This is a genomic window from Streptomyces marinisediminis (assembly GCF_026262575.1).
GTDB classification, from domain to species: Bacteria; Actinomycetota; Actinomycetes; order Streptomycetales; family Streptomycetaceae; genus Streptomyces; species Streptomyces marinisediminis.
In genome coordinates this window covers 58,916-81,987 of sequence record NZ_JAPKFL010000013.1, presented here as the reverse complement: position 1 = coordinate 81,987, position 23,072 = coordinate 58,916, and the positions used below count along the sequence as shown (strand labels likewise).

The window sequence follows — 23,072 nt, the reverse complement described above, 5'->3', positions numbered from 1 at the left end:
GGACGCCCGGGGCGCCCGGGACGCCCACCGCGCCTTGGGGCGCGGGGCGGCCGGGCCGCGTGCCGCGCGACCCGGCCCGCCCGGTGGGCGACGGCGCGCCCACCGGGCCGGGAACGCGCCTCCCGGGGGCGCCGGGGGCGTCGACGGTGCGCGGGGTGGCGGGGTGCGGCCCGGGCTACGCGCCGTCGGCGGCGGCTTCGAGGGCCGCGACGTCGATCTTGCCCATGCGGAGCATGGCCTCCATCGCGCGCTCGCGCCGCGCGGTGTCCGGGTCGTTGATCAGCTCGTCCAGGCGCCGGGGCACGACCTGCCAGGACAGGCCGTACCGGTCCTTCAGCCAGCCGCACGGCCCCTCCTGGCCGCCCTCGGACAGTGCGGCCCAGTAGCGGTCGACCTCCGCCTGGTCCGCGCACTCGACCAACAGCGACATCGCCTCGTTGAAGGTGATCTCGGGGCCGCCGTTGATCGCGGTGTAGTCCTGGCCGTCGAGGACGAAGTCGACGGTCATGACCATCCCGGCCTCCCGGGGGCCGGCCTCGCCGTAGTGGGTGACGTTCCCGACCCGGGAGTTCGGGAACACCGAGACGTAGAACTCGGCGGCCTCCAGGCCCTGGTCGTCGAACCACAGGTTGGGCGTGATCTTGGGCATCGCTCTCTCCTCTCGGACCGCGGCGCCCCCGCACGGGGCCCGCATCGGTACGGACCCCGGCGGCCCCCCGAACTCATCGGCCCACCGGGACGGGTGCCCGGCGCCGACGCGACGCGGCGCCACGGCCGGGCGGGTCCGGCGGCACGCGAGGGCGGGCGGGGGAGCGGGGCGGCCGCGGCGCCGAGCCGGTGCGGACGGTCCGCGCGCGCCGGGGCGAGCCGGTGCGGACGGTCCACGGGACGGGGCCGAGGGGCCCGGCCGCACGGCGGGGTGAGCCGGGCGCCGGGGAAGCGGCGGACGGGGCCTGCGTGCGGACGGTGCGCTGGTGCGGCGGTGCGCGCGTGGGCCGGGTCGCGGGCGGGGTGGCGACGCGGGGCGGACGCGCTGGAGCGGCGGCGCGGGGCGGGCCGCGGCCGGGCGGCGGTGCGGCGGCAGCGGTCGCCGCGGCGGGCGGGGCGGCGGTACGCGGGGCGGACGGGCTTGTGCGGGGGTGCACAAGGGGGCCCGTGCCTCCCGCGGGGTGGGGGCGGGGCGTGCGGGGGCGAGGGGTGGCGGCGTGCGGCAGTGCCGCGTCTAGCACCTTCGCGTGTCCCTTGCGAATTTGCATGGCCTGGCCATCTTTTGCTAGCCGCACCCCTTCCGGCCTGCGGTCGAGCGGTGGGAGGTCACTCTCGGTGACTGTTCGCGGGCTTCGCGTATGAAGATCAGCGGAGCGCCTGCCGGGTGATCGATCGTCAGGTGTCAAAGATCACAAAACCCGTCCGGTACCCCGTGTCGCATGTCACAGAGGCCACGGCATAGGATGCCTTCGACTCGGGCTTGTGAACTGCCTCACATAAGCACGATCTTCGCAACCACTCGGGGGCCGGGTGGGGCGGGGCGCGGGCTCGCAGCGGACCCCAGCTAGTCATCGGCGACTGGAAGGAGCGAGGTGCGGTGAACGCGTACGTGCCCATCCTCGTGCTCGGAGCCCTCGGGGCGGCCTTCGCGGTGTTCTCCGTGGTGATGGCCTCGGTCATCGGGCCCAAGCGCTACAACCGCGCCAAGCTGGAGGCCTACGAGTGCGGCATCGAGCCGACTCCGGTGCCGGCCAGCGGCGGACGCTTTCCGGTGAAGTACTACATCACCGCGATGCTCTTCATCGTCTTCGACGTCGAGATCGTCTTCCTCTACCCCTGGGCCGTCCACTTCGACGCGCTCGGGATGTTCGGCCTCGTCCAGATGCTGGTCTTCGTGGGCCTCATCGGCGTCGCCTACGCCTACGACTGGCGCCGAGGGGGCCTGGAGTGGGACTGACCGGCGCGCCCGCGGCACGCGGAGCCGTACCTGCGGAACTCGGATAGGGGCGAAACGAGATGGGAATCGAGGAGAAGCTGCCCAGCGGCTTCCTGCTCACGACGGTGGAGAAGGCCGCCGGGTGGGTGCGCAAGTCGTCGGTCTTCCCGGCCACGTTCGGTCTCGCCTGCTGCGCGATCGAGATGATGACCACCGGCGCCGGCCGCTACGACCTGGCCCGCTTCGGCATGGAGGTCTTCCGCGGCTCGCCGCGCCAGGCCGACCTGATGATCGTCGCCGGGCGGGTGAGCCAGAAGATGGCCCCGGTGCTCCGGCAGGTCTACGACCAGATGCCCAACCCCAAGTGGGTCATCTCCATGGGCGTGTGCGCCTCGTCGGGCGGGATGTTCAACAACTACGCGATCGTGCAGGGCGTCGACCACGTCGTTCCGGTCGACATCTACCTGCCGGGCTGCCCGCCGCGCCCGGAGATGCTCCTGGACGCCATCCTCAAGCTGCACCAGAAGATCAGCGAGGAGAAGCTCGGCGTCAACCGCGAGCAGGCGGCCCGCGAGGCGGAGGAAGCGGCACTCAAGGCGCTCCCGACGATCGAGATGAAGGGGCTGCTGCGGTGAGCGAGGAACAGCGGAAGAACGGCGCGGAGGGGCCGGCCGGCTCGGTGCCCCCCGCCCGGACGGACGCCGGGGACGTGATCGGCGTCCGGCGCGGCATGTTCGGCCCGAGCGCCGGCGGCGACACCTCCGGGTACGGCGGCCTGGTGCGCACGGTGCGGCTGCCCGGCGCGGCCACCCGGCCCTACGGCTCCTACTTCGACGAGGTCGCCGACGAGCTGGAGGGCGCCCTGGAGGAGCAGGGGCTGGTGCCCGAGGAGGCCATCGCCAAGACGGTCGTGGACCGCGGCGAGGTGACCTTCCACATCGAGCGGGAGCACCTGCTGCGGGTCTGCCGCACGCTGCGCGACGACCCGGCGCTGCGCTTCGAGCTGTGCACCGGCGTCTCCGGCGTGCACTACCCGGGCGACACCGGGCGCGAGCTGCACGCCGTCTACCACCTGCGCTCGCTCACCCACAACCGGGTGATCCGCCTGGAGGTCAGCGCGCCGGACGCCGATCCGCGCATCCCCTCCGTCGTCGAGGTCTACCCGACCAACGACTGGCACGAGCGCGAGGCGTACGACTTCTTCGGCATCGTCTTCGACGGCCACCCCGCGCTCACCCGGATCATGATGCCCGACGACTGGCAGGGCTTCCCGCAGCGCAAGGACTACCCACTCGGCGGCATCCCCGTCGAGTACAAGGGCGCCCAGATCCCGGCTCCCGACCAGCGGAGGTCGTACAGCTGATGAGCACCAACACCCCGCACGCACCCCAGGCCGAGGCCACGCCTCGGGAGACCACCGAGGGCACCGTCTACACCGTCAGCGGCGGCGACTGGGACGAGGTGGCCGCGGCCGCCGCGGCCAGTGACGACGAGAAGATCATCGTCAACATGGGGCCCCAGCACCCGTCCACGCACGGCGTGCTGCGGCTGATCCTGGAGATCGACGGCGAGACGGTCACCGAGGCCCGCTGCGGCATCGGCTACCTGCACACCGGCATCGAGAAGAACCTCGAGTACCGCACGTGGACGCAGGGCACCACGTTCGTGACGCGCATGGACTACCTGACGCCGTTCTTCAACGAGACGGCGTACTGCCTGGGCGTGGAGCGGCTGCTCGGCATCGAGGACGACATCCCCGACCGCGCCACCGTCGTCCGCGTGCTCCTCATGGAGCTCAACCGGCTCTCCTCGCACCTGGTGGCCATCGCCACCGGCGGCATGGAGCTGGGCGCCACGACGGTGATGATCTACGGCTTCCGCGACCGCGAACTCGTCCTGGACGTCTTCGAGCTCATCACCGGCCTGCGCATGAACCACGCGTTCGTGCGCCCCGGCGGGCTCGCGCAGGACCTCCCGGCCGGGGCGATCGACGCGCTGCGCGAGTTCGTGAAGAAGATGCGCAAGAACCTGCCGGAGTACGACAAGCTCTGCTCCGGCAACCCCGTCTTCAAGGCCCGTCTCCAGGACGTGGGCTACCTCGACCTGTCCGGGTGCATGGCCCTGGGCGCCACCGGCCCGATCCTGCGCTCGGCCGGGCTGCCGCACGATCTGCGCAAGGCCCAGCCCTACTGCGGCTACGAGACCTACGAGTTCGACGTGCCCACCACCGAGACGTGCGACTCCTACGGCCGGTTCCTGATCCGCCTGGAGGAGATGCGCCAGTCGCTGCGGATCGTCGAGCAGTGCATCGACCGGCTCGCCGAGCCCGGCCCCGTGATGGTCGGGGACAAGAAGATCGCCTGGCCCGCGCAGCTCGCGGTCGGCCCGGACGGTCTGGGTAACTCCCTGGACCACATCCGCACCATCATGGGCACCTCCATGGAGGCCCTGATCCACCACTTCAAGCTGGTCACCGAGGGCTTCCGGGTGCCGCCCGGGCAGGTGTACGCGGCCGTCGAGTCGCCCAAGGGCGAGCTGGGCGTGCACGTCGTCAGCGACGGCGGCACCCGCCCGTTCCGGGTGCACTTCCGCGACCCCTCCTTCACCAACCTCGAATCCATGGCGGCGATGTGCGAGGGCGGCCAGGTGGCCGACGTCATCGTCGCCGTCGCATCCATCGACCCCGTGATGGGAGGTGTCGACCGGTGACGAACGTCCCCCTGGGCATGCCGCAGCTCCCCGCCCCCGACTACCCGGCCGACGTGCGCGAACGGCTCGCCGCCGACGCCCGCCAGGTCATCGCCCGCTACCCGGACAGCCGCAGCGCGCTGCTGCCGCTGCTGCACCTGGTGCAGTCCGAGGAAGGGCACGTGACGGCCACGGGCATGCGGTTCTGCGCCGACATGCTGGACCTGACCACCGCCGAGGTCACCGCGGTGGCCACCTTCTACTCCATGTACCGCCGCAAGCCGAGCGGCGACTACCAGGTGGGGGTGTGCACCAACACCCTGTGCGCGGTGCTCGGCGGCGACGCCATCTTCAGCGCGCTCCAGGACCACCTGGGGGTGGGCAACGGCGAGACCACCGAGGACGGCGCCGTCACGCTGGAGCACATCGAGTGCAACGCGGCCTGCGACTACGCGCCCGTGGTGATGGTCAACTGGGAGTTCTTCGACAACCAGACGGTCGAGTCCGCCAAGCGGCTGGTGGACGACCTGGTGGCCGGGCGCGAGGTGCGCCCCACCCGCGGCGCGCCGCTGTGCACGTTCAAGGAGACCGCCCGCATCCTCGCCGGGTTCCCCGACGAGCGCCCCGGCGCCACCGAGGCGAGCGGCGGCGCGGGCCCGGCCTCGCTGGTCGGGCTGCGGCTGGCCCGGGGCGAGGCCCCGGCGGGCCGCGTCGTCGGGCCGCGCGCGGAGACCCCGCCGCCGCGCAGCACGTCGGGCACCCCGGAGGGCCACCCCAGCTCCCACGACGCCCCCGAGAGCACGGCGGCCTCCGACCCGGCCCACCCCACCGGCCCGGTACCCGGCCGCGGCCCGGGCGACGCCGACGACAAGCGCGACGACAAGCGCGACGACAAGCGCGGCGACCGGCGCGGCGACAAGCGGGACGACCAGGGCGGCGCGAAGGGCGGCGAGGGACGATGACGACGACCGAGTCGGCCGAGAAGCTGCTCGCCCCCGTGCTGTCGGCGTTCTGGGACGAGCCGGAGTCCTGGACGCTGGAGACCTACCGGCGCCACGACGGCTACCAGGGGCTGCGCAAGGCCCTGGCGATGGACCCGGACGACCTCATCGCCTTCGTCAAGGACAGCGGCCTGCGCGGGCGCGGCGGCGCCGGCTTCCCCACCGGCATGAAGTGGCAGTTCATCCCGCAGGGCGACGACAAGCCGCACTACCTGGTGGTCAACGCGGACGAGTCCGAGCCGGGCACCTGCAAGGACATCCCGCTGCTGTTCGCCAACCCCCACTCGCTCATCGAGGGCATCGCCATCGCCTGCCACGCGATCCGCTCCCAACACGCGTTCATCTACCTGCGCGGCGAGGTCGTCCCGGTGCTGCGCCGCCTGCACGCCGCCGTCGCCGAGGCGTACGCCGCCGGCTACCTCGGACCCGACGCGCTGGGCCCCGGCAAGCCGCTGGAGCTGACCGTGCACGCCGGCGCGGGCGCCTACATCTGCGGCGAGGAGACGGCGCTGCTGGACTCCCTGGAGGGGCGCCGCGGCCAGCCCCGGCTCCGGCCGCCCTTCCCGGCCGTCGCCGGTCTGTACGCGTGCCCCACGGTCGTCAACAACGTGGAGTCCATCGCCTCCGTCCCGGCGATCCTCGCCCGGGGCCAGGACTGGTTCCGCTCGATGGGCAGCGAGAAGTCCCCCGGCTTCACGCTGTACTCGCTCTCCGGGCACGTCGCGGCCCCGGGCCAGTACGAGGCGCCGCTGGGCATCACGCTGCGCCAGCTCCTGGACCTCAGCGGCGGCATGCGCCCCGGCCACCGGCTGAAGTTCTGGACGCCGGGCGGTTCCTCGACGCCGCTGCTGACCGACGAGCACCTGGACGTCCCGCTGGACTACGAGGGCGTCGGCGCGGCCGGGTCCATGCTCGGCACCAAGGCGCTCCAGTGCTTCGACGAGACGACGTGCGTGGTGCGCGCCGTCACCCGCTGGACGGAGTTCTACGCGCACGAGTCGTGCGGCAAGTGCACCCCGTGCCGGGAGGGCACCTACTGGCTCGTGCAGCTCATGCGCGACATCGAGGCGGGCAAGGCCACCATGGCCGACCTCGACAAGATCGCGGACATCGCCGACAACATCAACGGCAAGTCCTTCTGCGCGCTCGGGGACGGCGCGGCCAGTCCGATCTTCTCCTCGCTGAAGTTCTTCCGCGAGGAGTACGAGCAGCACATCACCGGGCGCGGCTGCCCGTTCGACCCGGCCCGGTCCACCGTCTGGGCCGACGACGCGGGCCGCAGCGACGACAACGCTCACCTGGAGGTGAACGCGTGACCGTGACCACCGACGCCACGACCTCCGGGGGCGGCGACGCCGAGCGGCCACCGGAGGACCTGGTCGGCCTGACGATCGACGGGGCCGAGATCAGCGTCCCGAAGGGCACCCTGGTCATCCGGGCCGCCGAGCTGCTCGGCATCGAGATCCCGCGGTTCTGCGACCACCCGCTGCTGGACCCGGCCGGGGCCTGCCGCCAGTGCATCGTCGAGGTGGAGGGCCAGCGCAAGCCGATGGCCTCGTGCACCATCACCTGCACCGACGGCATGGTCGTCAGGACCCAGCTCACCTCCCCGGTGGCCGAGAAGGCCCAGCGCGGCGTGATGGAGCTGCTGCTCATCAACCACCCGCTGGACTGCCCGGTCTGCGACAAGGGCGGCGAGTGCCCGCTGCAGAACCAGGCGATGTCCACCGGCTCGGCCGAGAGCCGCTTCGAGGGCCGCAAGCGCACCTTCGACAAGCCGGTCGCGATCTCCACCCAGGTCCTCCTGGACCGCGAGCGGTGCGTGCTGTGCGCGCGCTGCACGCGCTTCTCGAACCAGATCGCCGGCGACCCGATGATCGAGCTGCTGGAGCGCGGCGCGCTCCAGCAGGTCGGCACCGGGCAGGACACCCCGTTCCAGTCCTACTTCTCCGGCAACACCATCCAGATCTGCCCCGTGGGCGCGCTGACCTCGGCGGCCTACCGGTTCCGCTCCCGCCCGTTCGACCTGGTGTCCTCGCCGAGCGTGTGCGAGCACTGCGCGGGCGGCTGCGCGACGCGCACCGACCACCGGCGCGGCAAGGTCATGCGCCGCATCGCGCAGGAGGACCCGGAGGTCAACGAGGAGTGGCTGTGCGACAAGGGCCGCTTCGGCTTCCGCTACGCCCAGCGCCCGGACCGCCTCACCCACCCCCTGGTGCGCGACGCCGCCACCGGTGAGCTGACGCCGACGAGCTGGCCCGAGGCGCTGGAGGCCGCGGCCGCCGGGCTGGCCGGGGCCCGGGGCCGCGCGGGCGTGCTCACCGGCGGCCGCCTCACGGTCGAGGACGCCTACGCCTACGCCAAGTTCGCCCGCGTCGCCCTCGGCACCAACGACGTCGACTTCCGCGCCCGGGTGCACAGCGCCGAGGAGGCCGAGTTCCTCGCCGCCCGGGTCGCCGGACGCGGGCTGAGCCTCCAGGACACCGGGCCGCGGGCCCGGGGCGCGGCGGACGTCAGCTACCGGGCGCTGGAGGCCGCGCCCGCCGTGCTGCTCGTGGGCTTCGAGGCCGAGGAGGAGGCGCCCGGCGTCTTCCTGCGGCTGCGCAAGGCCCACCGCAAGAACCGGCAGCGCACCTACGCCGTCGCGCCCTACGCCACCCGCGGACTGGCGAAGGCGGGCGGCACGCTGCTGCCCGCGGCGCCCGGCACCGAGACCGAGTGGCTGGACGCGCTGGCCGGCGGCGTGGGCCTGGAGACCGACACCGCGCGGGAGGCCGCCGAGGCCCTGCGCGCGGACGGCGCCGTCATCATCGTCGGCGAGCGGCTCGCGGGCGTGCCCGGCGCGCTGACCGCCGCCGTGCGCACCGCCACCGCGACCGGCGCCCGCCTGGTGTGGATCCCGCGCCGGGCCGGGGAGCGCGGCGCGATCGAGGCGGGCGCGCTGCCCGGGCTGCTGCCCGGCGGGCGCCCCGCCACCGACCCGCGCGCCCGCGAGGAGACGGCCGCCGTGTGGGGCGTGGCCGAACTGCCGCGCGCCGCCGGACGGGACACCGGGCAGATCGTCGAGGCCGCCGCCACCGGCGAGCTGGCCGCGCTCGTCGTCGGCGGCGTGGAGGTCGCGGACCTGCCGGACCCGGCCCGGGCCCGGCAGGCGCTGGACGCGGTGCCGTTCCTGGTCAGCCTGGAGCAGCGGCCCACCGAGGTCACCGCGCGCGCCGACGTGGTGCTGCCCGTCTCCGCCGTCGCCGAGAAGGGCGGCGCGTTCCTGAACTGGGAGGGCCGCCACCGCCCGTTCGACCCGGCGATCAAGCCCGACCAGATGACGCGCCGGTTCGTCTTCCCCGACGCCCGCGCGCTCACCCTGCTCGCGGACGCCCTCGACACCCACCTGGGCCTGCCCGACCTGCGCACCACCCGCGCCGAGATGGACCGGCTGGGCCCCTGGGACGGCCCGCGTGCCGCCGAACCGGCCGCCTCCGGGCGTCCGCTGCCCACCGCCGGGGCCGGGGAGGCCGTCCTGGCCGGGCACCGGCTGCTGCTGGACCAGGGCCGTCTCCAGGAGGGCGACGAGGCGCTGGCCGGCACCCGGCACCCCGCCCGCGCCCGGCTCTCGCCGGCCACCGCCGCCGAGGCCGGCGTCGCGGACGGCGCGCCGCTGACCGTCAGCGGGCCCACCGGGTCGGTGACGCTCCCGCTGGAGGTCACCGCGATGCCCGACCGGGTGGTGTGGCTGCCGCTGAACTCCACCGGCGGCGGCGTCACCGCCGACACCGGCGCCCGGCCCGGCGAGGTGGTCCGCCTCGCGGCGGCCGCGGCGCCCGCCGACGCCGCCCCGGACACGACGACGCAGGAGGTCCGGTCGTGATCGCCACCCCGACCGCGGCGCTGGCCGCCGAGGACCTGTCCGTCTTCGGGCAGGACCCGTTCTGGCTGATCGCGCTCAAGGCGGTCTTCTGCTTCGCCTTCCTGATGGTGACCGTCCTGATCTCCATCGTCATGGAGCGCAAGGTCGTCGCCTGGATGCAACTGCGCATCGGCCCCAACCGGCACGGCCCCTGGGGCATGCTCCAGTCCCTCGCGGACGGCATCAAGCTGATGCTCAAGGAGGACGTCGTCGTCAAGGGCGCCGACAAGGCCGTCTACGTCCTGGCGCCGGTGCTCGGCGCGATCCCGGCGTTCATGGCCATCGCGGTCATCCCCTTCGGGCCGCCCGGCAACGAGGTGTCCATCTTCGGCACCCGCACCGCGATGCAGCTCACCGACCTGCCGGTGTCCATCCTCTACATCCTGGCCACCGCCTCCATCGCCGCCTACGGCACGGTGCTGGCCGGGTGGTCCTCGGGCTCGACGTACCCGCTGCTGGGCGGCGTCCGGGCGACGGCGCAGATCATCAGCTACGAGGTCGCCATGGGCCTCAGCTTCGCGGCCGTCTTCCTCTACTCGGGCTCGATGTCCACCTCCGCGATCGTCGACGCGCAGGGGGACACCTGGTTCGCGGTGCTGCTGCCGGTCTCCTTCCTGATCTACATGGTCGCCATGGTGGGCGAGGCGCACCGGGCGCCGTTCGACATGCCCGAGTCCGAGGGCGACCTGGTCGGCGGCTTCAACACCGAGTACTCCTCCATCAAGTTCGCGATGTTCATGCTGGCCGAGTACATCCACATGGTCACCGTCTCGGCCCTGGCCGTCACGCTCTTCCTGGGCGGCTGGCGGGCCCCGGCGCCGATCTCCACGGTCTGGGAGGGCGCCAACCACGGCTGGTGGCCGCTGCTGTGGTTCGTGCTGAAGGTGAACGTGCTGCTGTTCGTCTTCGTCTGGCTGCGCGGCACCCTGCCGCGCGTCCGCTACGACCAGTTCATGAAGCTCGGCTGGAAGGTCCTCATCCCGATCTCGCTGGTGTGGCTGATGCTGGTGGCCACCGTGCGGGCGATGCGCAACGAGGGCTGGGACTTCCAGGAGATCGTGCTGTGGGTCGCCGGCGGCATCCTCGTGCTGCTGCTGGCCTCCTTCGTCGTCGACGTCTTCCGCGACCGCGGCCGGCGGGAGCGGGAGGAGGCGGCCGCGGTGGCCGCGCGGAAGGAACCGTCCGAGTTCGACCCGATGGCCGGCGGCTACCCGGTGCCGCCGCTGCCCGGCCAGACCCTGCCGCCCGCGCCGCGGCGCGGGCCGCGGCGCGAGCGGGAGACCGCCGCCGTGGGAGCCGACGCCCCCGGTGGCGCGGCGACGGGCGCGGGGAACGCCGAGAACGCTCAGAACAAGGAGTCCGACGATGCCTGATCCCCTGGGGCCCGTGGCCGGCTTCGGCGTGACCTTCAAGGCCATGTTCAAGAAGCGGCTCACCGAGCAGTACCCCGAGTACAAGAAGCCCACCGCGCCGCGCTTCCACGGCCGCCACCAGCTCAACCGGCACCCCGACGGGCTGGAGAAGTGCGTCGGGTGCGAGCTGTGCGCGTGGGCCTGCCCGGCGGACGCCATCTACGTCGAGGGCGCGGACAACACCGACGAGGAGCGCTACTCGCCCGGTGAGCGGTACGGCCGCGTCTACCAGATCAACTACCTGCGCTGCATCCTGTGCGGGCTGTGCGTGGAGGCCTGCCCCACCCGGGCGCTGACCATGACCAACGACTACGAGCTGGCCGACCGCTCGCGCGAGTCGCTCATCTTCACCAAGGAGGAGCTGCTCGCCGGGCTGAGCGAGGGCATGGTCGACTCCCCGCACGCCATCCACCCGGGCATGACGGAGAAGGACTACTACCGGGGCCTGGTCACCGAGGCCGCCCCCGGCACCGTGCAGCAGCAGGTCACCGACACCGGGGTGCCGCAGGCGTCGGCCGACACCTTCGGCGCCGACGAGCCCGCCGCCGCGGACGCCACCCCCGAGCCCACCGCGGCGCCCGGGGAGTCCGTCGAAGAGGTGAGGCACCCGTGAGCGGCGCGCTGACCACCACCGACGCCGCGGCTGGCCTGCTGGCGGCGGCCACCTCCACCGGCGAGGCCGTGCAGTTCTACGCGCTCGGCGCCGTCGCCGTCGCCGGGGCGCTCGGCACCGTCGCGCTGCGCCGCGCCGTGCACTCCGCGCTCTGCCTGGCCGCGACGATGGTCGTCCTGGCCGTCTTCTACCTGGCCAACGGCGCCTACTTCCTCGGCGTCGTGCAGATCGTCGTCTACACCGGCGCGGTCATGATGCTGTTCCTGTTCGTGCTGATGCTGGTCGGCGTCTCCACGGCCGACTCGCTGAAGGAGACGCTCAAGGGCCAGCGCTGGCTGGCCGCGGCCTGCGCGCTGGGCCTGGGCATCCTGCTCGTCGGCGGCATCGGGCAGGCGGCGCTGGGCACCTTCACCGGGATGGGCGCGGCCAACGCCCAGTACGGCGGCAACGTCCCCGGCATCGCCGAGCGGCTGTTCACCGAGTACGTCGTGGCCTTCGAGGTCACCGGCGCGCTGCTGACCATCGCCGCCGTCGGCGCGACGCTCCTCACCCACCGCGAGCGCATCGAGAAGGCCACCTCGCAGCGGGAGCAGGCCGAGGAGCGGGTGCGCGCGGGCCGGCACCTGCCGCCGCTGCCCGCCCCCGGCGTCTACGCCCGGCACAACGCCGTGGACCGGCCGGGCCTGCTGCCCGACGGCACCCCGTCCGAGCTCACCGTCAGCGACACGCTGCAGCGGCGCGGGCAGGTCCGCGAGGTGGCGTCCAAGGAGCTGGCCGAGGTCGCCGCGACCGAGAAGCGCACCGCCGACTACCACGGGCGCGGCCAGGAGGAACGTCCATGAACCCCGCCAACTACCTCTACCTCGCCGCGCTGCTGTTCACCATCGGCGCCTTCGGCGTGCTGATCCGGCGCAACGCCATCGTCGTGTTCATGTGCATCGAGCTGATGCTGAACGCCGCCAACCTCACGCTCGTCGCCTTCTCCCGCATGCACGGCAACCTCGACGGACAGATCATGGCGTTCTTCGTCATGGTCGTCGCCGCCGCCGAGGTCGTGGTGGGTCTGGCGATCATCGTGATGCTCTACCGCTCCCGTCACTCGGCCTCGGTCGACGACGCCAGCCTGATGAAGCTGTAAGGGGTATCTACCAGTGGAGTCATTGATCGGACTGCTCGTCGCGGCACCGCTGCTGGGCGCGGCCGTCCTGCTGTGCGGCGGTCGGCGACTGGACCGCGCCGGGCACTGGCTGGGCACCGCGCTGGCCGCGGTCTCCTTCGCCCTGGGCGCGGTGCTCTTCTTCGACATGCTGGGCCGCTCCGGCGGGGAACGCACCCTGCACCAGCACCTGTTCAGCTGGATTCCGGTGGAGGGCTTCCAGGCCGACGTCGCCTTCCGGCTCGACCAGCTCTCCATGACGTTCGTGCTGCTGATCACCGGTGTGGGCACGCTGATCCACCTGTACTCGGTGGGCTACATGGAGCACGACGCCCGGCGGCGGCGGTTCTTCGGCTATCTGAACCTGTTCCTCGCCGCGATGCTGCTGCTCGTCCTGGCGGACAACTACCTGCTGCTGTACGTCGGCTGGGAGGGCGTGGGCCTGGCCTCGTTCCTGCTCATCGGGTTCTGGCAGCACAAGCCGAGCGCCGCCGCGGCGGCGAAGAAGGCGTTCCTGGTCAACCGCGTCGGGGACGCCGGGCTGGCCATCGCGATCTTCCTGATGTTCACCACCTTCGGCACCTTCGCGTTCGGCGAGGTGCTGGCGGCCGCCGACGGCGCGGGCGAGGGCACGCTGACCGCGATCGGGCTGATGCTGCTGCTCGCCGCGTGCGGCAAGTCGGCGCAGGTGCCGCTCCAGTCCTGGCTCGGGGACGCGATGGAGGGCCCGACGCCCGTCTCGGCGCTCATCCACGCCGCGACGATGGTGACCGCCGGCGTCTACCTCATCACCCGCTCCGGCGCGATCTACGACGCGGCGCCGAACGCGCAGACCGTCGTCGTCATCGTCGGCGCCGTGACGCTGCTGTTCGGGGCGATCGTCGGCTGCGCCAAGGACGACATCAAGAAGGCGCTGGCCGCCTCCACCATGTCGCAGATCGGCTACATGGTGCTGGCCGCCGGGCTCGGTCCGATCGGCTACGCCTTCGCGATCATGCACCTGGTCACCCACGGCTTCTTCAAGGCGGGGCTGTTCCTGGGCGCCGGGTCGGTCATGCACGGCATGAACGACGAGGTGAACATGCGCAAGTACGGCGGGCTGCGCCGCCACATGCCGATCACCTTCGTCACCTTCGGCCTCGGCTACCTGGCGATCATCGGCTTCCCCGGGCTGTCCGGGTTCTTCTCCAAGGACCTCATCATCGAGGCCGCGTTCTCCGCGGGCGGCGTGCGCGGCTGGGTCCTGGGCGGTGCGACGCTGCTGGGCGCCGCGCTCACCGCGTACTACATGACGCGGGTGATGCTGCTGACCTTCTTCGGCGAGGAGCGCTGGCGGCACCGCCCGACGGCGACCCCGGCCGAGCCGGACGTGGAGCCGGCCGCCGGGCGCGGCGCGGCTGCGCCCGGCCGGGCGTCCGGGCAGACGGCCGGGCAGGCGGCGGGCGCGGCGGCCGAGCCGCACCCGCACGAGTCGCCGCGCGTGATGACGCTGCCGATGATCGTGCTCGCCTTCGGGTCGGTCTTCGCGGGCGGCCTGTTCAACTGGGGCGAGGCGTTCGTGCACTGGCTGGAGCCGGTGACGCGGTTCGAGCACCCGCACCCGCCGCTGCCCATCCCGGTCATCACCGGGGCGACGGTCGCGGTGATGCTGCTGGGCGTCGGGCTGGCGTGGCTGCAGTACGGGCGCCGTCCGGTGCCGGTCACCGCGCCGCGCGGCTCGCTGCTGACCCGGGCCGCCCGGCGCGACCTGTTCCAGGACGACTTCAACCACGCCGCGTTCGTCAGCGGCGGGCAGCACCTGACGCGCAGCCTCGTCTACCTGGACCACACGGTCGTCGACGGGGCGGTCAACGGGACGGCGGCGGCCTTCGGCGGCCTGTCCGGGCGGCTGCGCAAGGTGCAGAACGGGTTCGCCCGCTCCTACGCGGTGTCGATGTTCGGCGGTGCGGCCGTGCTGGTCGCAGCCACCCTGCTGATGAGGGCGGTCTGATACATGTCTGGTTTCCCCCTGCTGACGGCCACCGCCGTGCTGCCCGCGCTGGGCGCGGTGGCCACGGCCGCGGTACCGGCCGCCCGGCGCGCGGCGGCCAAGTGGCTCGCGCTGGCGGTGTCGCTGGGCACGCTGGTGCTGGCCGGCCTCGTCGTCGCCCGCTTCGACCCGGGCGGCGCGCGCTACCAACTCACCGAGTCCTACGCCTGGATCGCCGACTTCGGCGTCCGCTTCGAACTCGGCGTCGACGGCATCGGCACGGCGCTCATCGCGCTGACCGCCCTGCTCGTCCCGTTCGTCATCGCCGCGGGCTGGCACGACGCCGACCCCGTGCCCGGCGAGCGGCCCGCCGGCCGGTGGCGGCCCACCCAGGGCTTCTTCGCGCTGATCCTCATGGTCGAGGCCATGGTGGTCGTCTCCTTCGCGGCCACCGACGTGTTCGTCTTCTACCTCTTCTTCGAGGCCATGCTCATCCCGATGTACTTCCTCATCGGGGGCTTCGGGGACCGGGCGCACGCGGCGGGCGAGGCAGAGGGCGCCAAGCAGCGCTCCTACGCGGCGGTGAAGTTCCTGCTCTACAACCTCGCCGGCGGTTTGATCATGCTGGCCGCGGTGATCGGCCTGTACGTCGTCACCGCCGACCAGCTCGGCACCGGCACGTTCTCGCTCCAGCGGATCACCGAGGCGCGGGCCGCCGGGGAGCTGACCATGGCGGCGGGCACCGAACGCCTGCTGTTCCTCGGCTTCTTCCTCGCCTTCGCCGTCAAGGCGCCGCTGTGGCCGCTGCACACCTGGCTGCCCAACGCGATGGGGGAGTCCACCGCGCCGGTCGCCGTGCTCATCACCGCGGTGGTCGACAAGGTGGGCACGTTCGCGATGCTGCGGTTCTGCCTGGGCCTGTTCCCGGAGGCGAGCGCCTGGGCGACGCCCGTGGTCGTCGTGCTGGCGCTGGTCTCCATCATCTACGGCGCGCTGCTGGCCGTCGGCCAGCGCGACATCAAGCGGCTGGTGGCCTACGCGTCCATCTCCCACTTCGGCTTCATCGTCCTCGGCATCTTCGCCATGACGAGCCAGGGCCAGAGCGGCGCGACGCTCTACATGGTCTTCCACGGCATCTCGACGGCCGTGCTGATGCTGGTCGCCGGGTTCCTCATCTCCCGGCGCGGATCGCGGCTCATCGCCGACTACGGCGGGGTGCAGAAGGTCGCCCCGGTGCTGGCCGGCACCTTCCTGGTGGGCGGGCTCGCCACCCTCTCGCTGCCCGGGCTCGCGCCCTTCGTCAGCGAGTTCCTCGTCCTGGTGGGCACGTTCAGCCGCTACCCGGCCGCCGGCGTCGTCGCCACCGCGGGCATCGTGCTCGCCGCCCTGTACGTGCTGCTGCTGTACCAGCGCACCATGACCGGGCCGGTGGACAAGCCGGAGATCGAGCGGATGCCGGACCTGCGGCGGCGTGAGCTGGCCGTCGTCGCCCCGCTGATCGCCCTGCTGATCGCGCTGGGCGTCTTCCCGAAGCCGCTGACCGACATCGTCAACCCGGCGGTCGAGCACACCCTCTCGGATGTGCGGCAGACCGACCCGCAACCGGAACTGCCCGCAGTGGAGGCCGCGGAATGAGCGCGACACACGGAAGCGTCCACAGCCTGTGGACGGTCGCCGCCGAGGCGCCGTCCATCGAGTACGCCCAGCTCTCCCCGACGCTGCTGGTGCTCGGCGCGGCCGTCATCGGCATTCTGGTCGAGGCCTTCGCCCCGCGCCGCCTGCGCTACGGCGCGCAGGTCCTGCTGGCCTTCCTGGGGCTGGCGGGTGCCTTCGCCGCCGTGGTGGGGCTGGCGGTGGGCGGCTACGCGACCGAGAAGGCGGCCGTGGCCGGGGTCGGCGCCATCGCCGTCGACGGCCCGGCGCTCTTCCTCCAGGGGATCATCCTCCTGGTCGCCGTGGTGGCCGTCTTCACCTTCGCCGAACGCCGCCTGGAGCCCACCGCGCACGGCACCCGGGTGGACTCCTTCGCCGCCCAGCCCGCCGCCGTCCCCGGGGGCGAGGGCGAGCGGGCCGCGGTGCGGGCCGGGTGGACGACGACGGAGATCTTCCCGCTGCTGCTCTTCGCGGTCGGCGGCATGCTGCTCTTCCCCGCGGCCAACGACCTGCTGACGCTGTTCATCGCGCTGGAGGTCTTCTCGCTGCCGCTGTACCTGCTGTGCGCGCTGGCCCGCCGCCGGCGGCTGCTCTCCCAGGAGGCGGCCGTCAAGTACTTCCTGCTCGGCGCGTTCTCCTCGGCCTTCCTCATCTTCGGCATCGCCCTGCTCTACGGGTACGCCGGGACCGTCTCCTACGCCGGGATCGCGCAGGTCGTCGAGGGCTCGGTGCCCAGCCCGTCCCCGGCGCTGGCGTCCGCCATGGCGAGCGACGCGCTGCTGCTCATCGGCGGCGCGCTGGTGGTCATGGGGCTGCTGTTCAAGGTGGGCGCGGTGCCGTTCCACATGTGGACGCCCGACGTCTACCAGGGCGCGCCGACCCCGGTCACCGGGTTCATGGCCGCCGCCACCAAGGTCGCCGCGTTCGGCGCCCTGCTGCGCCTGCTCTACGTGGTCCTGCCCGGGCTGCGCTGGGACTGGGAGCCGGTGCTGTGGGGCGTGGCCATCGCCTCGATGCTGGCCGGCGCGGTCATCGCCATCACCCAGACCGACGTCAAGCGGCTGCTGGCCTACTCCTCGATCGCGCACGCCGGGTTCATCCTGGCGGGCGTCGTCGCCGTCACGCCGTCGGGCGTCTCCTCGGTGCTGTTCTACCTGCTCGCCTACTCCTTCGTGACGCTCGGCGCGTTCGCCGTGGTGACGCTGGTGCGCGACGCGGGCGGCGAGGCGACGCACCTGTCGAAGTGGGCGGGGCTCGGCCGTCGCTCCCCGCTGGTGGCCGCCGTCTTCGCGGTCTTCCTGCTGGCGTTCGCGGGCATCCCGCTGACCTCGGGGTTCGCGGGCAAGTTCGCGGTGTTCAAGGCCGCGGCGGAGGGCGGCGCGGGCGCGCTGGTCGTCGTCGGCGTCATCGCCTCGGCCATCGCGGCGTTCTTCTACATCCGCGTCATCGTGCTGATGTTCTTCTCCGAGCCCAGCCCGGAGGGCCCGACGGTGGCCATCCCCAGCGCCTTCACCACCGCCGCCATCAGCATCGGCGTCGCGGTGACGCTGGTGCTGGGCGTGGCGCCGCAGTACTTCCTGGAGCTGGCCGGGCAGGCGGGGGTGTTCGTGCGGTAGCCGGGACGGCCCCGGACGGGTCGAAACGGCGGAGGGCCGGACACGCACCGCGCGTCCGGCCCTCCGCCGTTCCCGGTCCCGTCGGGGGCCGTCCGCCGCCGCCCCCGGCCCGCCGGGCGGGTCAGCCGGCCGGGATCAGGTCCTCCAGGTCGCCGAGGTCGGTGGGCGCGTCCTTCGGCGGGTCCGCGACCTTCTCGAAGGTGTCGGTGGCGCCGCCGTTCCAGGAGACGGTCAGCTCCCGGCTGTCCACCTGCTCCACGGTGCCGGCTGTGCGCTCCTGGCCCTCACCGCCGTCGCAGGTCAGCGTGAGGGTGGGAGCGTCGCCGGACATGACCCGGCCGTCGCACCGCGTCGACTCGCGCACCAGCGCCACACCGTCGGCGAAGACGCTCAGCACGAGTTCCTCGCCGTCCACGCTGGTGCGCCAGATGCCCTGCACCGAGCCGGGCTGGCGCTCCGTCGCCGGGTCGACGCCCGCCTGGTGCGACTCGCCGGCGGCCGGCTTCTCGTCGTTGCCTCCGCCGCCTCCGCCGCACCCGCCCAGCAGCAGCGCGGCCGCGATCGCCGCCGCCGTCCCCGTCATCCGCGCTGACGTGCGCATGTTCACTCCTCGGTCACGAACAGATGGCGGTCAAGCTAGCACCGATCGCGACCGCGGGGCCGTCAGCGCTCCAGCTCAGGCACGTCGCCCTCCGGGGGCTCCGCGGGGCCGGCCGTGGGCTTCTCCACCGGCACGTCACCCTCCAGGTCCGCCGTGGAGATGTACTCCTCGGCCTTGCCCGAACCCCAGGCGATGGACAGCTTGCCGTTCTTGACGCCGTTGACGGTGCCCTTGGTGTACTTCTCGCCGCCCTCGCCCTCGCAGGTGAGCGTGGCCTTCATCGGCTTGCTGCCGTCGTCCACGCTGCCGGAGCAGATCGTCGTACCGGCGACGCCGATCATGTTGTCGGTGATGTTGACGATGACCACGTCCTGCGCGTCCGCGCCGGGCGCCTGGCTGAACCAGGTGCCCTGGAGGGGCTCCAGCGCGGCGCTGGGCTCGCCGACGCCGTCGTCGCCCGGACCGTCGCCGCCGCCCGGGGCGCCGCCGTCGCCGCCGCCGTCCTGGCCGTCGTCGCCGCCCCCTCCGGAGCCGCCGTCCGCGCCGTCGTCGTCGCCGTCCTCGCCCGGGCCGCCGTCGGCCCCGTCCTCACCGGCGCCCTCGTCGCCGTCCTCGGGGCCGGGGGACTGCTCCGAGGTGTCCTGCCTGTCCTCGGGCTCCTCACCGTCGCCGCCGCTGCCACACCCGCCGAGCAGGAGCGCCGCCGCCACCGCGACGGCCGCTCCCGCACACCGCGCCCGTGTCCGCACTGAGCCTCTCCTTACCTGTGGATGAGCAGAGAAATCGGCCCACAGTAACCCCGGGGAGGTCAGGCTTTACAGACCTTGCCCGCAACCTCTCCCAGACCGATACGCGAACCGTCCGGGCCCGGGGCCCACGCCGTGAGCACGACCTCGTCGCCGTCCTCCAGGAACGTGCGCCGCCCGTCCGGCAGCTCCACCGGGTTCTCCCCGGACCAGGTCAGCTCCAGCAGGCAGCCGCGCTGGTGCGGCTCGGGTCCGCTGACCGTGCCGGAGGCGAACAGGTCGCCGGCGCGCAGCGAGGCGCCGTTGACCGTCATGTGCGCGAGCTGCTGCGGGGCCGTCCAGTACATGGCCGAGAACGGCGGCTCGGCGATGGTGGTGCCGTTGAGCGTGACGGTGATGCGCAGGTCGAGGCCGCCGGGGTCGGCGGTGTCGTCCGCCAGGTAGTCCAGCAGCGGGTGCGTGCGCTCCGGCGGGGCGCAGCGGGCGGCGTCCAGCGCCTCCAGCGGCGTGATCCACGCCGAGACCGAGGTGGCGAAGGACTTGCCCAGGAACGGGCCGAGCGGCACGTACTCCCACGCCTGGATGTCGCGCGCCGACCAGTCGTTGAGCAGGCACACCCCGAAGACGTGGTCGCGGAAGGCGGACTGCGGCACCGGCTCGCCCAGCGTGGACGGGGCGCCGACGACGAAGCCGACCTCCGCCTCGATGTCCAGCCGCTGGGAGGGGCCGAACACCGGCCCGTCCGGGGTGCGCCGCTGGCCCCGCGGGCGCACCACCGGCGTCCCGGAGACCACGACCGTGCCCGCGCGGCCGTGGTAACCGATCGGCAGGTGCTTCCAGTTGGGGGTGAGCGGCGCGCCGTCGGGCCGGAAGATCCGGCCGACGTTGGTCGCGTGGTGCTCGCTGGCGTAGAAGTCGACGTAGTCCGCCACCTCGAAGGGCAGGTGCAGCGTGACGTCGGACAGCGGCAGGAGGGTGAGCTCGTCCGGGCGCTCGGTCAGCCAGCCGCGCAGGTCGGCGCGGACGGCCGACCACACCGTGCGCCCCGCCGCCAGCAGCGGGTTGAGGGTGGGCGCGGTGAGCAGGGCGGCGTGCGGCGAGCCCAGCGCCGTCGCGGCGGCACCGAGGTCCACCACGGCGTCCCCGTAGCGCACGCCGATCCGGCGGTGGTCGGGGGCGTCGGCGGTGGTGAAGACGCCGTAGGGGAGATTGCTGAGGCCGTACAGCCCGGTGGGGTCGTTGTCTGGCATGTCGGTGGTGCCCTCGCCTTCGAGGTCGTCGCCGGTCAGGACCGGGCACAGGCTATCGAGGGACGTGCCTGCCGTGATCCTTATGTGACCGGATACGCTTCCCGGTAAGAACGCGAAGGGTGCGTGTACCCCACAGTAACCGCCGGTGACCAGCGCGTACCGGCCGGCAACAGCAGATCTGGCAGGCGGATCTTCCGCAGACAGGAGAACCTCGTGACCGTCGTCGAGCCCTTCGGGCTGCACGTGCGGGACCAGGCTCTGGAAGCCGACGTCCAGGCCGGGTTGGCCGCTGTCGAGCGCGGGCTGATGGAGGCCACCAAGAGCGACGTCCCCTTCATCACCGAGGCCGCCCAGCACCTGGTGCGCGCCGGTGGCAAGCGTTTCCGTCCGCTTCTCGCCCTGCTGTCCGCGCAGTTCGCCGACCCGCACGCCCCCGGCGTCGTGCCCTCCGCCGTCGTGGTCGAGTTGACGCACCTGGCCACGCTGTACCACGACGACGTCATGGACGAGGCTGACGTGCGCCGCGGCGTGGCCAGCGCCAACGCCAACTGGGACAACTCCATCGCCGTGCTGACCGGGGACTTCCTCTTCGCCCGCGCCTCCCGGGTGCTGGCCGACCTCGGGCCCGAGGCCGTGCGCATCCAGGCCGAGGCGTTCGAACGGCTGGTCACCGGGCAGATCCTGGAGACGGCCGGGCCGGGCCCGGGGGAGGACGCCATCGAGCACCACCTGGACGTCCTGGCCGGCAAGACCAGTTCGCTGATCGCCGTCTCCTGCCGCTTCGGCGCCCTGATGTCGGGCGCCGACGAGCGCACCGTCTCCGTCCTCACCCAGTACGGCGAGCGCATCGGCACGGCGTTCCAGCTCGCCGACGACGTGCTGGACATCGCCTCCGACAGCCACGAGTCGGGCAAGACCCCGGGCACCGACCTGCGCGAAGGCGTGGCGACGCTGCCGGTGCTGCACCTGCGGGCCATGGCCGCGGCGGGCGGCTCGGCGGCGGACCGGGCCCTGGTCGAGCTGCTCGAGGGCGACCTCAGCGACGGCGGGCGGCACGCCGAGGCCCTGGCCGGGCTGCGCGCCCACCCCGCGCTGGGCCTGGCCCGCCGGGACGCCGTCGCGCGCGCCGAGCAGGCCCGCGAGGCGCTGACGCCGCTGCCACCGCACCCGGCCAAGGACGCGCTGGCCGCGCTGTGCGACGCCGTGGTCCACCGCGCGGGCTGACCCGGCCGCGAGCCGCCCGCCGCGTCGCGAGCCGCACCGCGCACGGGCGCGGGGCGGCCGCTCCGCGCGGGGCGGCTCCGTCGCGCCGGGCCGCGCGTCACAGCGGTGTGATCAGCTCCGTCGCGCGGAGCGCCGCGCTGCGCGGCAGGACGTCGCCGGGGTGGCGGGCCGCGACGTCGAGCGCCGTGTCGGCCAGCTTGATCGCGTGCTCGTCACCGTGCGCCGCCGCGCGGGCGAACAGCTCCTCGGCCGCCGCCCCGCCGGGGTCGGCCGCACCGGCGGGGCCGGACGGGCGGTAGGCGGCCGTCACCGCGGCCGAGGCGGCCCACGCGGCGGCCAGGCTCGCCGGCCACAGCTCCGAGGGCAGCTCCGGCAGCACCCGCAGCACCGCGTTCGGCGCCGTGGCCGCGTGCACGAGCATGACGGCGTTGCCGTGCGAGTGGGTGGCGTAGTAGCGCGTCGCGGAGTCCACCAGGTCGGCCAGGCGCGCGGGGACGGCCTCGACGCCGCCGCCCGTCCCGGCGCCGTCGCCGGCCCAGTCGGGCAGCTCGGTGAGCTGGGCGAGCCGGTGGCCCACGCCCCCGCTCTGGTCGGCCACCGGGGGCACCGCGCGCAGCGCCTCGGCGGGCGGGTGCGGGGAGGAGACGAGCGCGAGGTCCCCGGGGAGCGGCTGGTACCGGGCGGCCCAGTAGCCGAGGCCGTGCGCCAGCTCCCGCAGGCGCGGCGCCCCGGTGTCGCCGTCCCGCAGCACGCGCACCGCGTGTCCCACGCGGATCACCGGGTGCGTCGCGCCGCCCGCGATGCCGGGCAGCAGGCGCGGCCACCACTCGGCCAGCACCGCGCGCCACGGCCGCTCGGGCGCGCTCACCAGGAGCCGGTCGAAGTGGGCGAGCCAGTCGCCCAGCCGCCGCGCGTCGCCCAGGGCCTCCCGCCAGGAGTCGTCCGCGATGCGTTCGCCGGGCCTGGGGGCGTCCTCCAGCCGCTTGCCGTACCGGTCCAGCCAGCGGTGCACGTCGCGTCCCGCACCGTGCCGGACCAGCGCCTCGGCGGCCATCGGCCCGTGGTTGCTCAGCCAGTCGTCGAACTCCGGGCCCGTCGCGTGCAGCCGCTCCAGCGCCTCGTCCAGCACTCCCGTGGTGTCCATGGGAGGGACGCTACGCGCGTACCGTCGGCGGGCGGAACGGGTCCCGGGTCGGAACTCCGGCGGCCCTTCGGACGTAGGACCCCTTAGGGGATCGGATGACGCCCGGACGCCTGCGGTCATCCCGTGGGGGTACGCGGGTTGGCCCCGGCGGCTGACGCCGGACGCCGCCGG

19 protein-coding genes and 1 pseudogene are annotated in these 23,072 nt (G+C 73.4%); 15 read left to right on the top strand and 5 right to left on the bottom strand.

The genetic code is table 11. The annotated features are described in order from the left end of the window. Positions 1-175: 175 nt before the first annotated feature. Positions 176-649, bottom strand: a complete 474-nt coding sequence (locus OSB71_RS12815; protein WP_265947693.1) for a VOC family protein — start codon at positions 647-649, stop codon at positions 176-178. A 936-nt stretch (positions 650-1,585) separates the two neighbouring features. Here OSB71_RS12815 and OSB71_RS12810 point away from each other — a divergent pair. The 14 genes and pseudogenes from OSB71_RS12810 to nuoN all read left to right on the top strand — a co-directional run bounded on the left by OSB71_RS12810 (position 1,586) and on the right by nuoN (position 17,936). After that, a complete protein-coding gene (locus OSB71_RS12810; protein ID WP_265947691.1) occupies positions 1,586-1,945 on the top strand; it encodes an NADH-quinone oxidoreductase subunit A in 360 nt (119 codons plus the stop codon). A 59-nt stretch (positions 1,946-2,004) separates the two neighbouring features. After that, a complete protein-coding gene (locus OSB71_RS12805) occupies positions 2,005-2,559 on the top strand; it encodes a NuoB/complex I 20 kDa subunit family protein (protein ID WP_265947689.1) in 555 nt (184 codons plus the stop codon). Beyond that, positions 2,556-3,287 (top strand): NADH-quinone oxidoreductase subunit C, encoded by a 732-nt coding sequence (locus OSB71_RS12800; protein WP_265947687.1) that lies wholly within the window; start codon positions 2,556-2,558, stop codon positions 3,285-3,287. Before OSB71_RS12805 ends, OSB71_RS12800 begins: the two co-directional genes overlap by 4 nt. Beyond that, positions 3,287-4,633 carry an NADH-quinone oxidoreductase subunit D gene (locus OSB71_RS12795; RefSeq protein WP_265947685.1) on the top strand — a complete coding sequence of 449 codons (1,347 nt, stop codon included), beginning with the start codon at positions 3,287-3,289 and terminating at the stop codon, positions 4,631-4,633. The genes OSB71_RS12800 and OSB71_RS12795 overlap by 1 nt, the downstream gene beginning before the upstream one ends. A 17-nt stretch (positions 4,634-4,650) precedes the next feature. Further along, positions 4,651-5,463: pseudogene (gene nuoE, locus OSB71_RS12790) on the top strand (NADH-quinone oxidoreductase subunit NuoE); the annotation flags it as partial. Positions 5,464-5,570: 107 nt separating this feature from the next. Then, positions 5,571-6,929, top strand: a complete 1,359-nt coding sequence (nuoF, locus tag OSB71_RS12785; protein WP_265947683.1) for an NADH-quinone oxidoreductase subunit NuoF — start codon at positions 5,571-5,573, stop codon at positions 6,927-6,929. Then, a complete protein-coding gene (locus OSB71_RS12780; protein ID WP_265947681.1) occupies positions 6,926-9,478 on the top strand; it encodes an NADH-quinone oxidoreductase subunit G in 2,553 nt (850 codons plus the stop codon). Before nuoF ends, OSB71_RS12780 begins: the two co-directional genes overlap by 4 nt. Further along, positions 9,475-10,890, top strand: coding sequence for an NADH-quinone oxidoreductase subunit NuoH (nuoH, locus tag OSB71_RS12775; RefSeq protein ID WP_265947679.1), 1,416 nt, complete (start codon positions 9,475-9,477; stop codon positions 10,888-10,890). The genes OSB71_RS12780 and nuoH overlap by 4 nt, the downstream gene beginning before the upstream one ends. Next, positions 10,883-11,542, top strand: coding sequence for an NADH-quinone oxidoreductase subunit NuoI (nuoI, locus tag OSB71_RS12770; protein WP_265947677.1), 660 nt, complete (start codon positions 10,883-10,885; stop codon positions 11,540-11,542). Before nuoH ends, nuoI begins: the two co-directional genes overlap by 8 nt. Continuing rightward, a complete protein-coding gene (locus OSB71_RS12765) occupies positions 11,539-12,384 on the top strand; it encodes an NADH-quinone oxidoreductase subunit J (protein ID WP_265947675.1) in 846 nt (281 codons plus the stop codon). Before nuoI ends, OSB71_RS12765 begins: the two co-directional genes overlap by 4 nt. Then, on the top strand, positions 12,381-12,680 hold the full coding sequence (gene nuoK, locus OSB71_RS12760; RefSeq protein ID WP_265947673.1) for an NADH-quinone oxidoreductase subunit NuoK: 300 nt from the start codon (positions 12,381-12,383) through the stop codon (positions 12,678-12,680). Before OSB71_RS12765 ends, nuoK begins: the two co-directional genes overlap by 4 nt. 13 nt (positions 12,681-12,693) lie before the next feature. Continuing rightward, entirely contained in the window at positions 12,694-14,688 is a 1,995-nt protein-coding gene (gene nuoL, locus OSB71_RS12755) for an NADH-quinone oxidoreductase subunit L (protein WP_265947671.1), read from the top strand. 3 nt (positions 14,689-14,691) lie between these two features. Beyond that, a complete protein-coding gene (locus OSB71_RS12750) occupies positions 14,692-16,302 on the top strand; it encodes an NADH-quinone oxidoreductase subunit M (RefSeq protein ID WP_265947669.1) in 1,611 nt (536 codons plus the stop codon). After that, complete coding sequence (nuoN, locus tag OSB71_RS12745; RefSeq protein ID WP_265947667.1) at positions 16,299-17,936, top strand: NADH-quinone oxidoreductase subunit NuoN; 1,638 nt, start codon at positions 16,299-16,301, stop codon at positions 17,934-17,936. Before OSB71_RS12750 ends, nuoN begins: the two co-directional genes overlap by 4 nt. Positions 17,937-18,057: 121 nt before the next feature. Here the strand turns inward: nuoN and OSB71_RS12740 are convergent, their stop codons facing one another. The 3 genes from OSB71_RS12740 to fahA all read right to left on the bottom strand — a co-directional run bounded on the left by OSB71_RS12740 (position 18,058) and on the right by fahA (position 20,533). Beyond that, the gene (locus OSB71_RS12740; RefSeq protein ID WP_265947666.1) at positions 18,058-18,537 is read right to left on the bottom strand and encodes a hypothetical protein; all 480 of its coding nucleotides are present in this window, start codon (positions 18,535-18,537) and stop codon (positions 18,058-18,060) included. A gap of 62 nt (positions 18,538-18,599) precedes the next feature. Further along, positions 18,600-19,286, bottom strand: a complete 687-nt coding sequence (locus tag OSB71_RS12735; protein WP_265947664.1) for a hypothetical protein — start codon at positions 19,284-19,286, stop codon at positions 18,600-18,602. A 59-nt stretch (positions 19,287-19,345) separates the two neighbouring features. Then, positions 19,346-20,533, bottom strand: a complete 1,188-nt coding sequence (gene fahA, locus OSB71_RS12730; protein ID WP_265947662.1) for a fumarylacetoacetase — start codon at positions 20,531-20,533, stop codon at positions 19,346-19,348. A 213-nt stretch (positions 20,534-20,746) separates the two neighbouring features. Here fahA and OSB71_RS12725 point away from each other — a divergent pair, with 213 nt between their 5' ends. Next, positions 20,747-21,757, top strand: coding sequence for a polyprenyl synthetase family protein (locus tag OSB71_RS12725; RefSeq protein ID WP_265947660.1), 1,011 nt, complete (start codon positions 20,747-20,749; stop codon positions 21,755-21,757). 97 nt (positions 21,758-21,854) lie between these two features. On the opposite strand, the gene OSB71_RS12720 is transcribed toward OSB71_RS12725, so the two are convergent. Beyond that, positions 21,855-22,901 carry a questin oxidase family protein gene (locus OSB71_RS12720; RefSeq protein WP_265947658.1) on the bottom strand — a complete coding sequence of 349 codons (1,047 nt, stop codon included), beginning with the start codon at positions 22,899-22,901 and terminating at the stop codon, positions 21,855-21,857. Positions 22,902-23,072: the final 171 nt, after the last annotated feature.

Bases quoted from the DNA above. Each gene is read 5' to 3' on its own strand.
- OSB71_RS12815 (WP_265947693.1), bottom strand. From the start codon at position 649: ATGCCCAAGATCACGCCCAACCTGTGGTTCGACGACCAGGGCCTGGAG.
- OSB71_RS12805 (WP_265947689.1), top strand. From the start codon at position 2,005: ATGGGAATCGAGGAGAAGCTGCCCAGCGGCTTCCTGCTCACGACGGTG.
- OSB71_RS12795 (WP_265947685.1), top strand. From the start codon at position 3,287: ATGAGCACCAACACCCCGCACGCACCCCAGGCCGAGGCCACGCCTCGG.
- nuoF (WP_265947683.1), top strand. From the start codon at position 5,571: ATGACGACGACCGAGTCGGCCGAGAAGCTGCTCGCCCCCGTGCTGTCG.
- nuoI (WP_265947677.1), top strand. From the start codon at position 10,883: ATGCCTGATCCCCTGGGGCCCGTGGCCGGCTTCGGCGTGACCTTCAAG.
- nuoK (WP_265947673.1), top strand. From the start codon at position 12,381: ATGAACCCCGCCAACTACCTCTACCTCGCCGCGCTGCTGTTCACCATC.
- OSB71_RS12750 (WP_265947669.1), top strand. From the start codon at position 14,692: ATGTCTGGTTTCCCCCTGCTGACGGCCACCGCCGTGCTGCCCGCGCTG.
- nuoN (WP_265947667.1), top strand. From the start codon at position 16,299: ATGAGCGCGACACACGGAAGCGTCCACAGCCTGTGGACGGTCGCCGCC.
- OSB71_RS12740 (WP_265947666.1), bottom strand. From the start codon at position 18,537: ATGCGCACGTCAGCGCGGATGACGGGGACGGCGGCGGCGATCGCGGCC.
- fahA (WP_265947662.1), bottom strand. From the start codon at position 20,533: ATGCCAGACAACGACCCCACCGGGCTGTACGGCCTCAGCAATCTCCCC.
- OSB71_RS12720 (WP_265947658.1), bottom strand. From the start codon at position 22,901: ATGGACACCACGGGAGTGCTGGACGAGGCGCTGGAGCGGCTGCACGCG.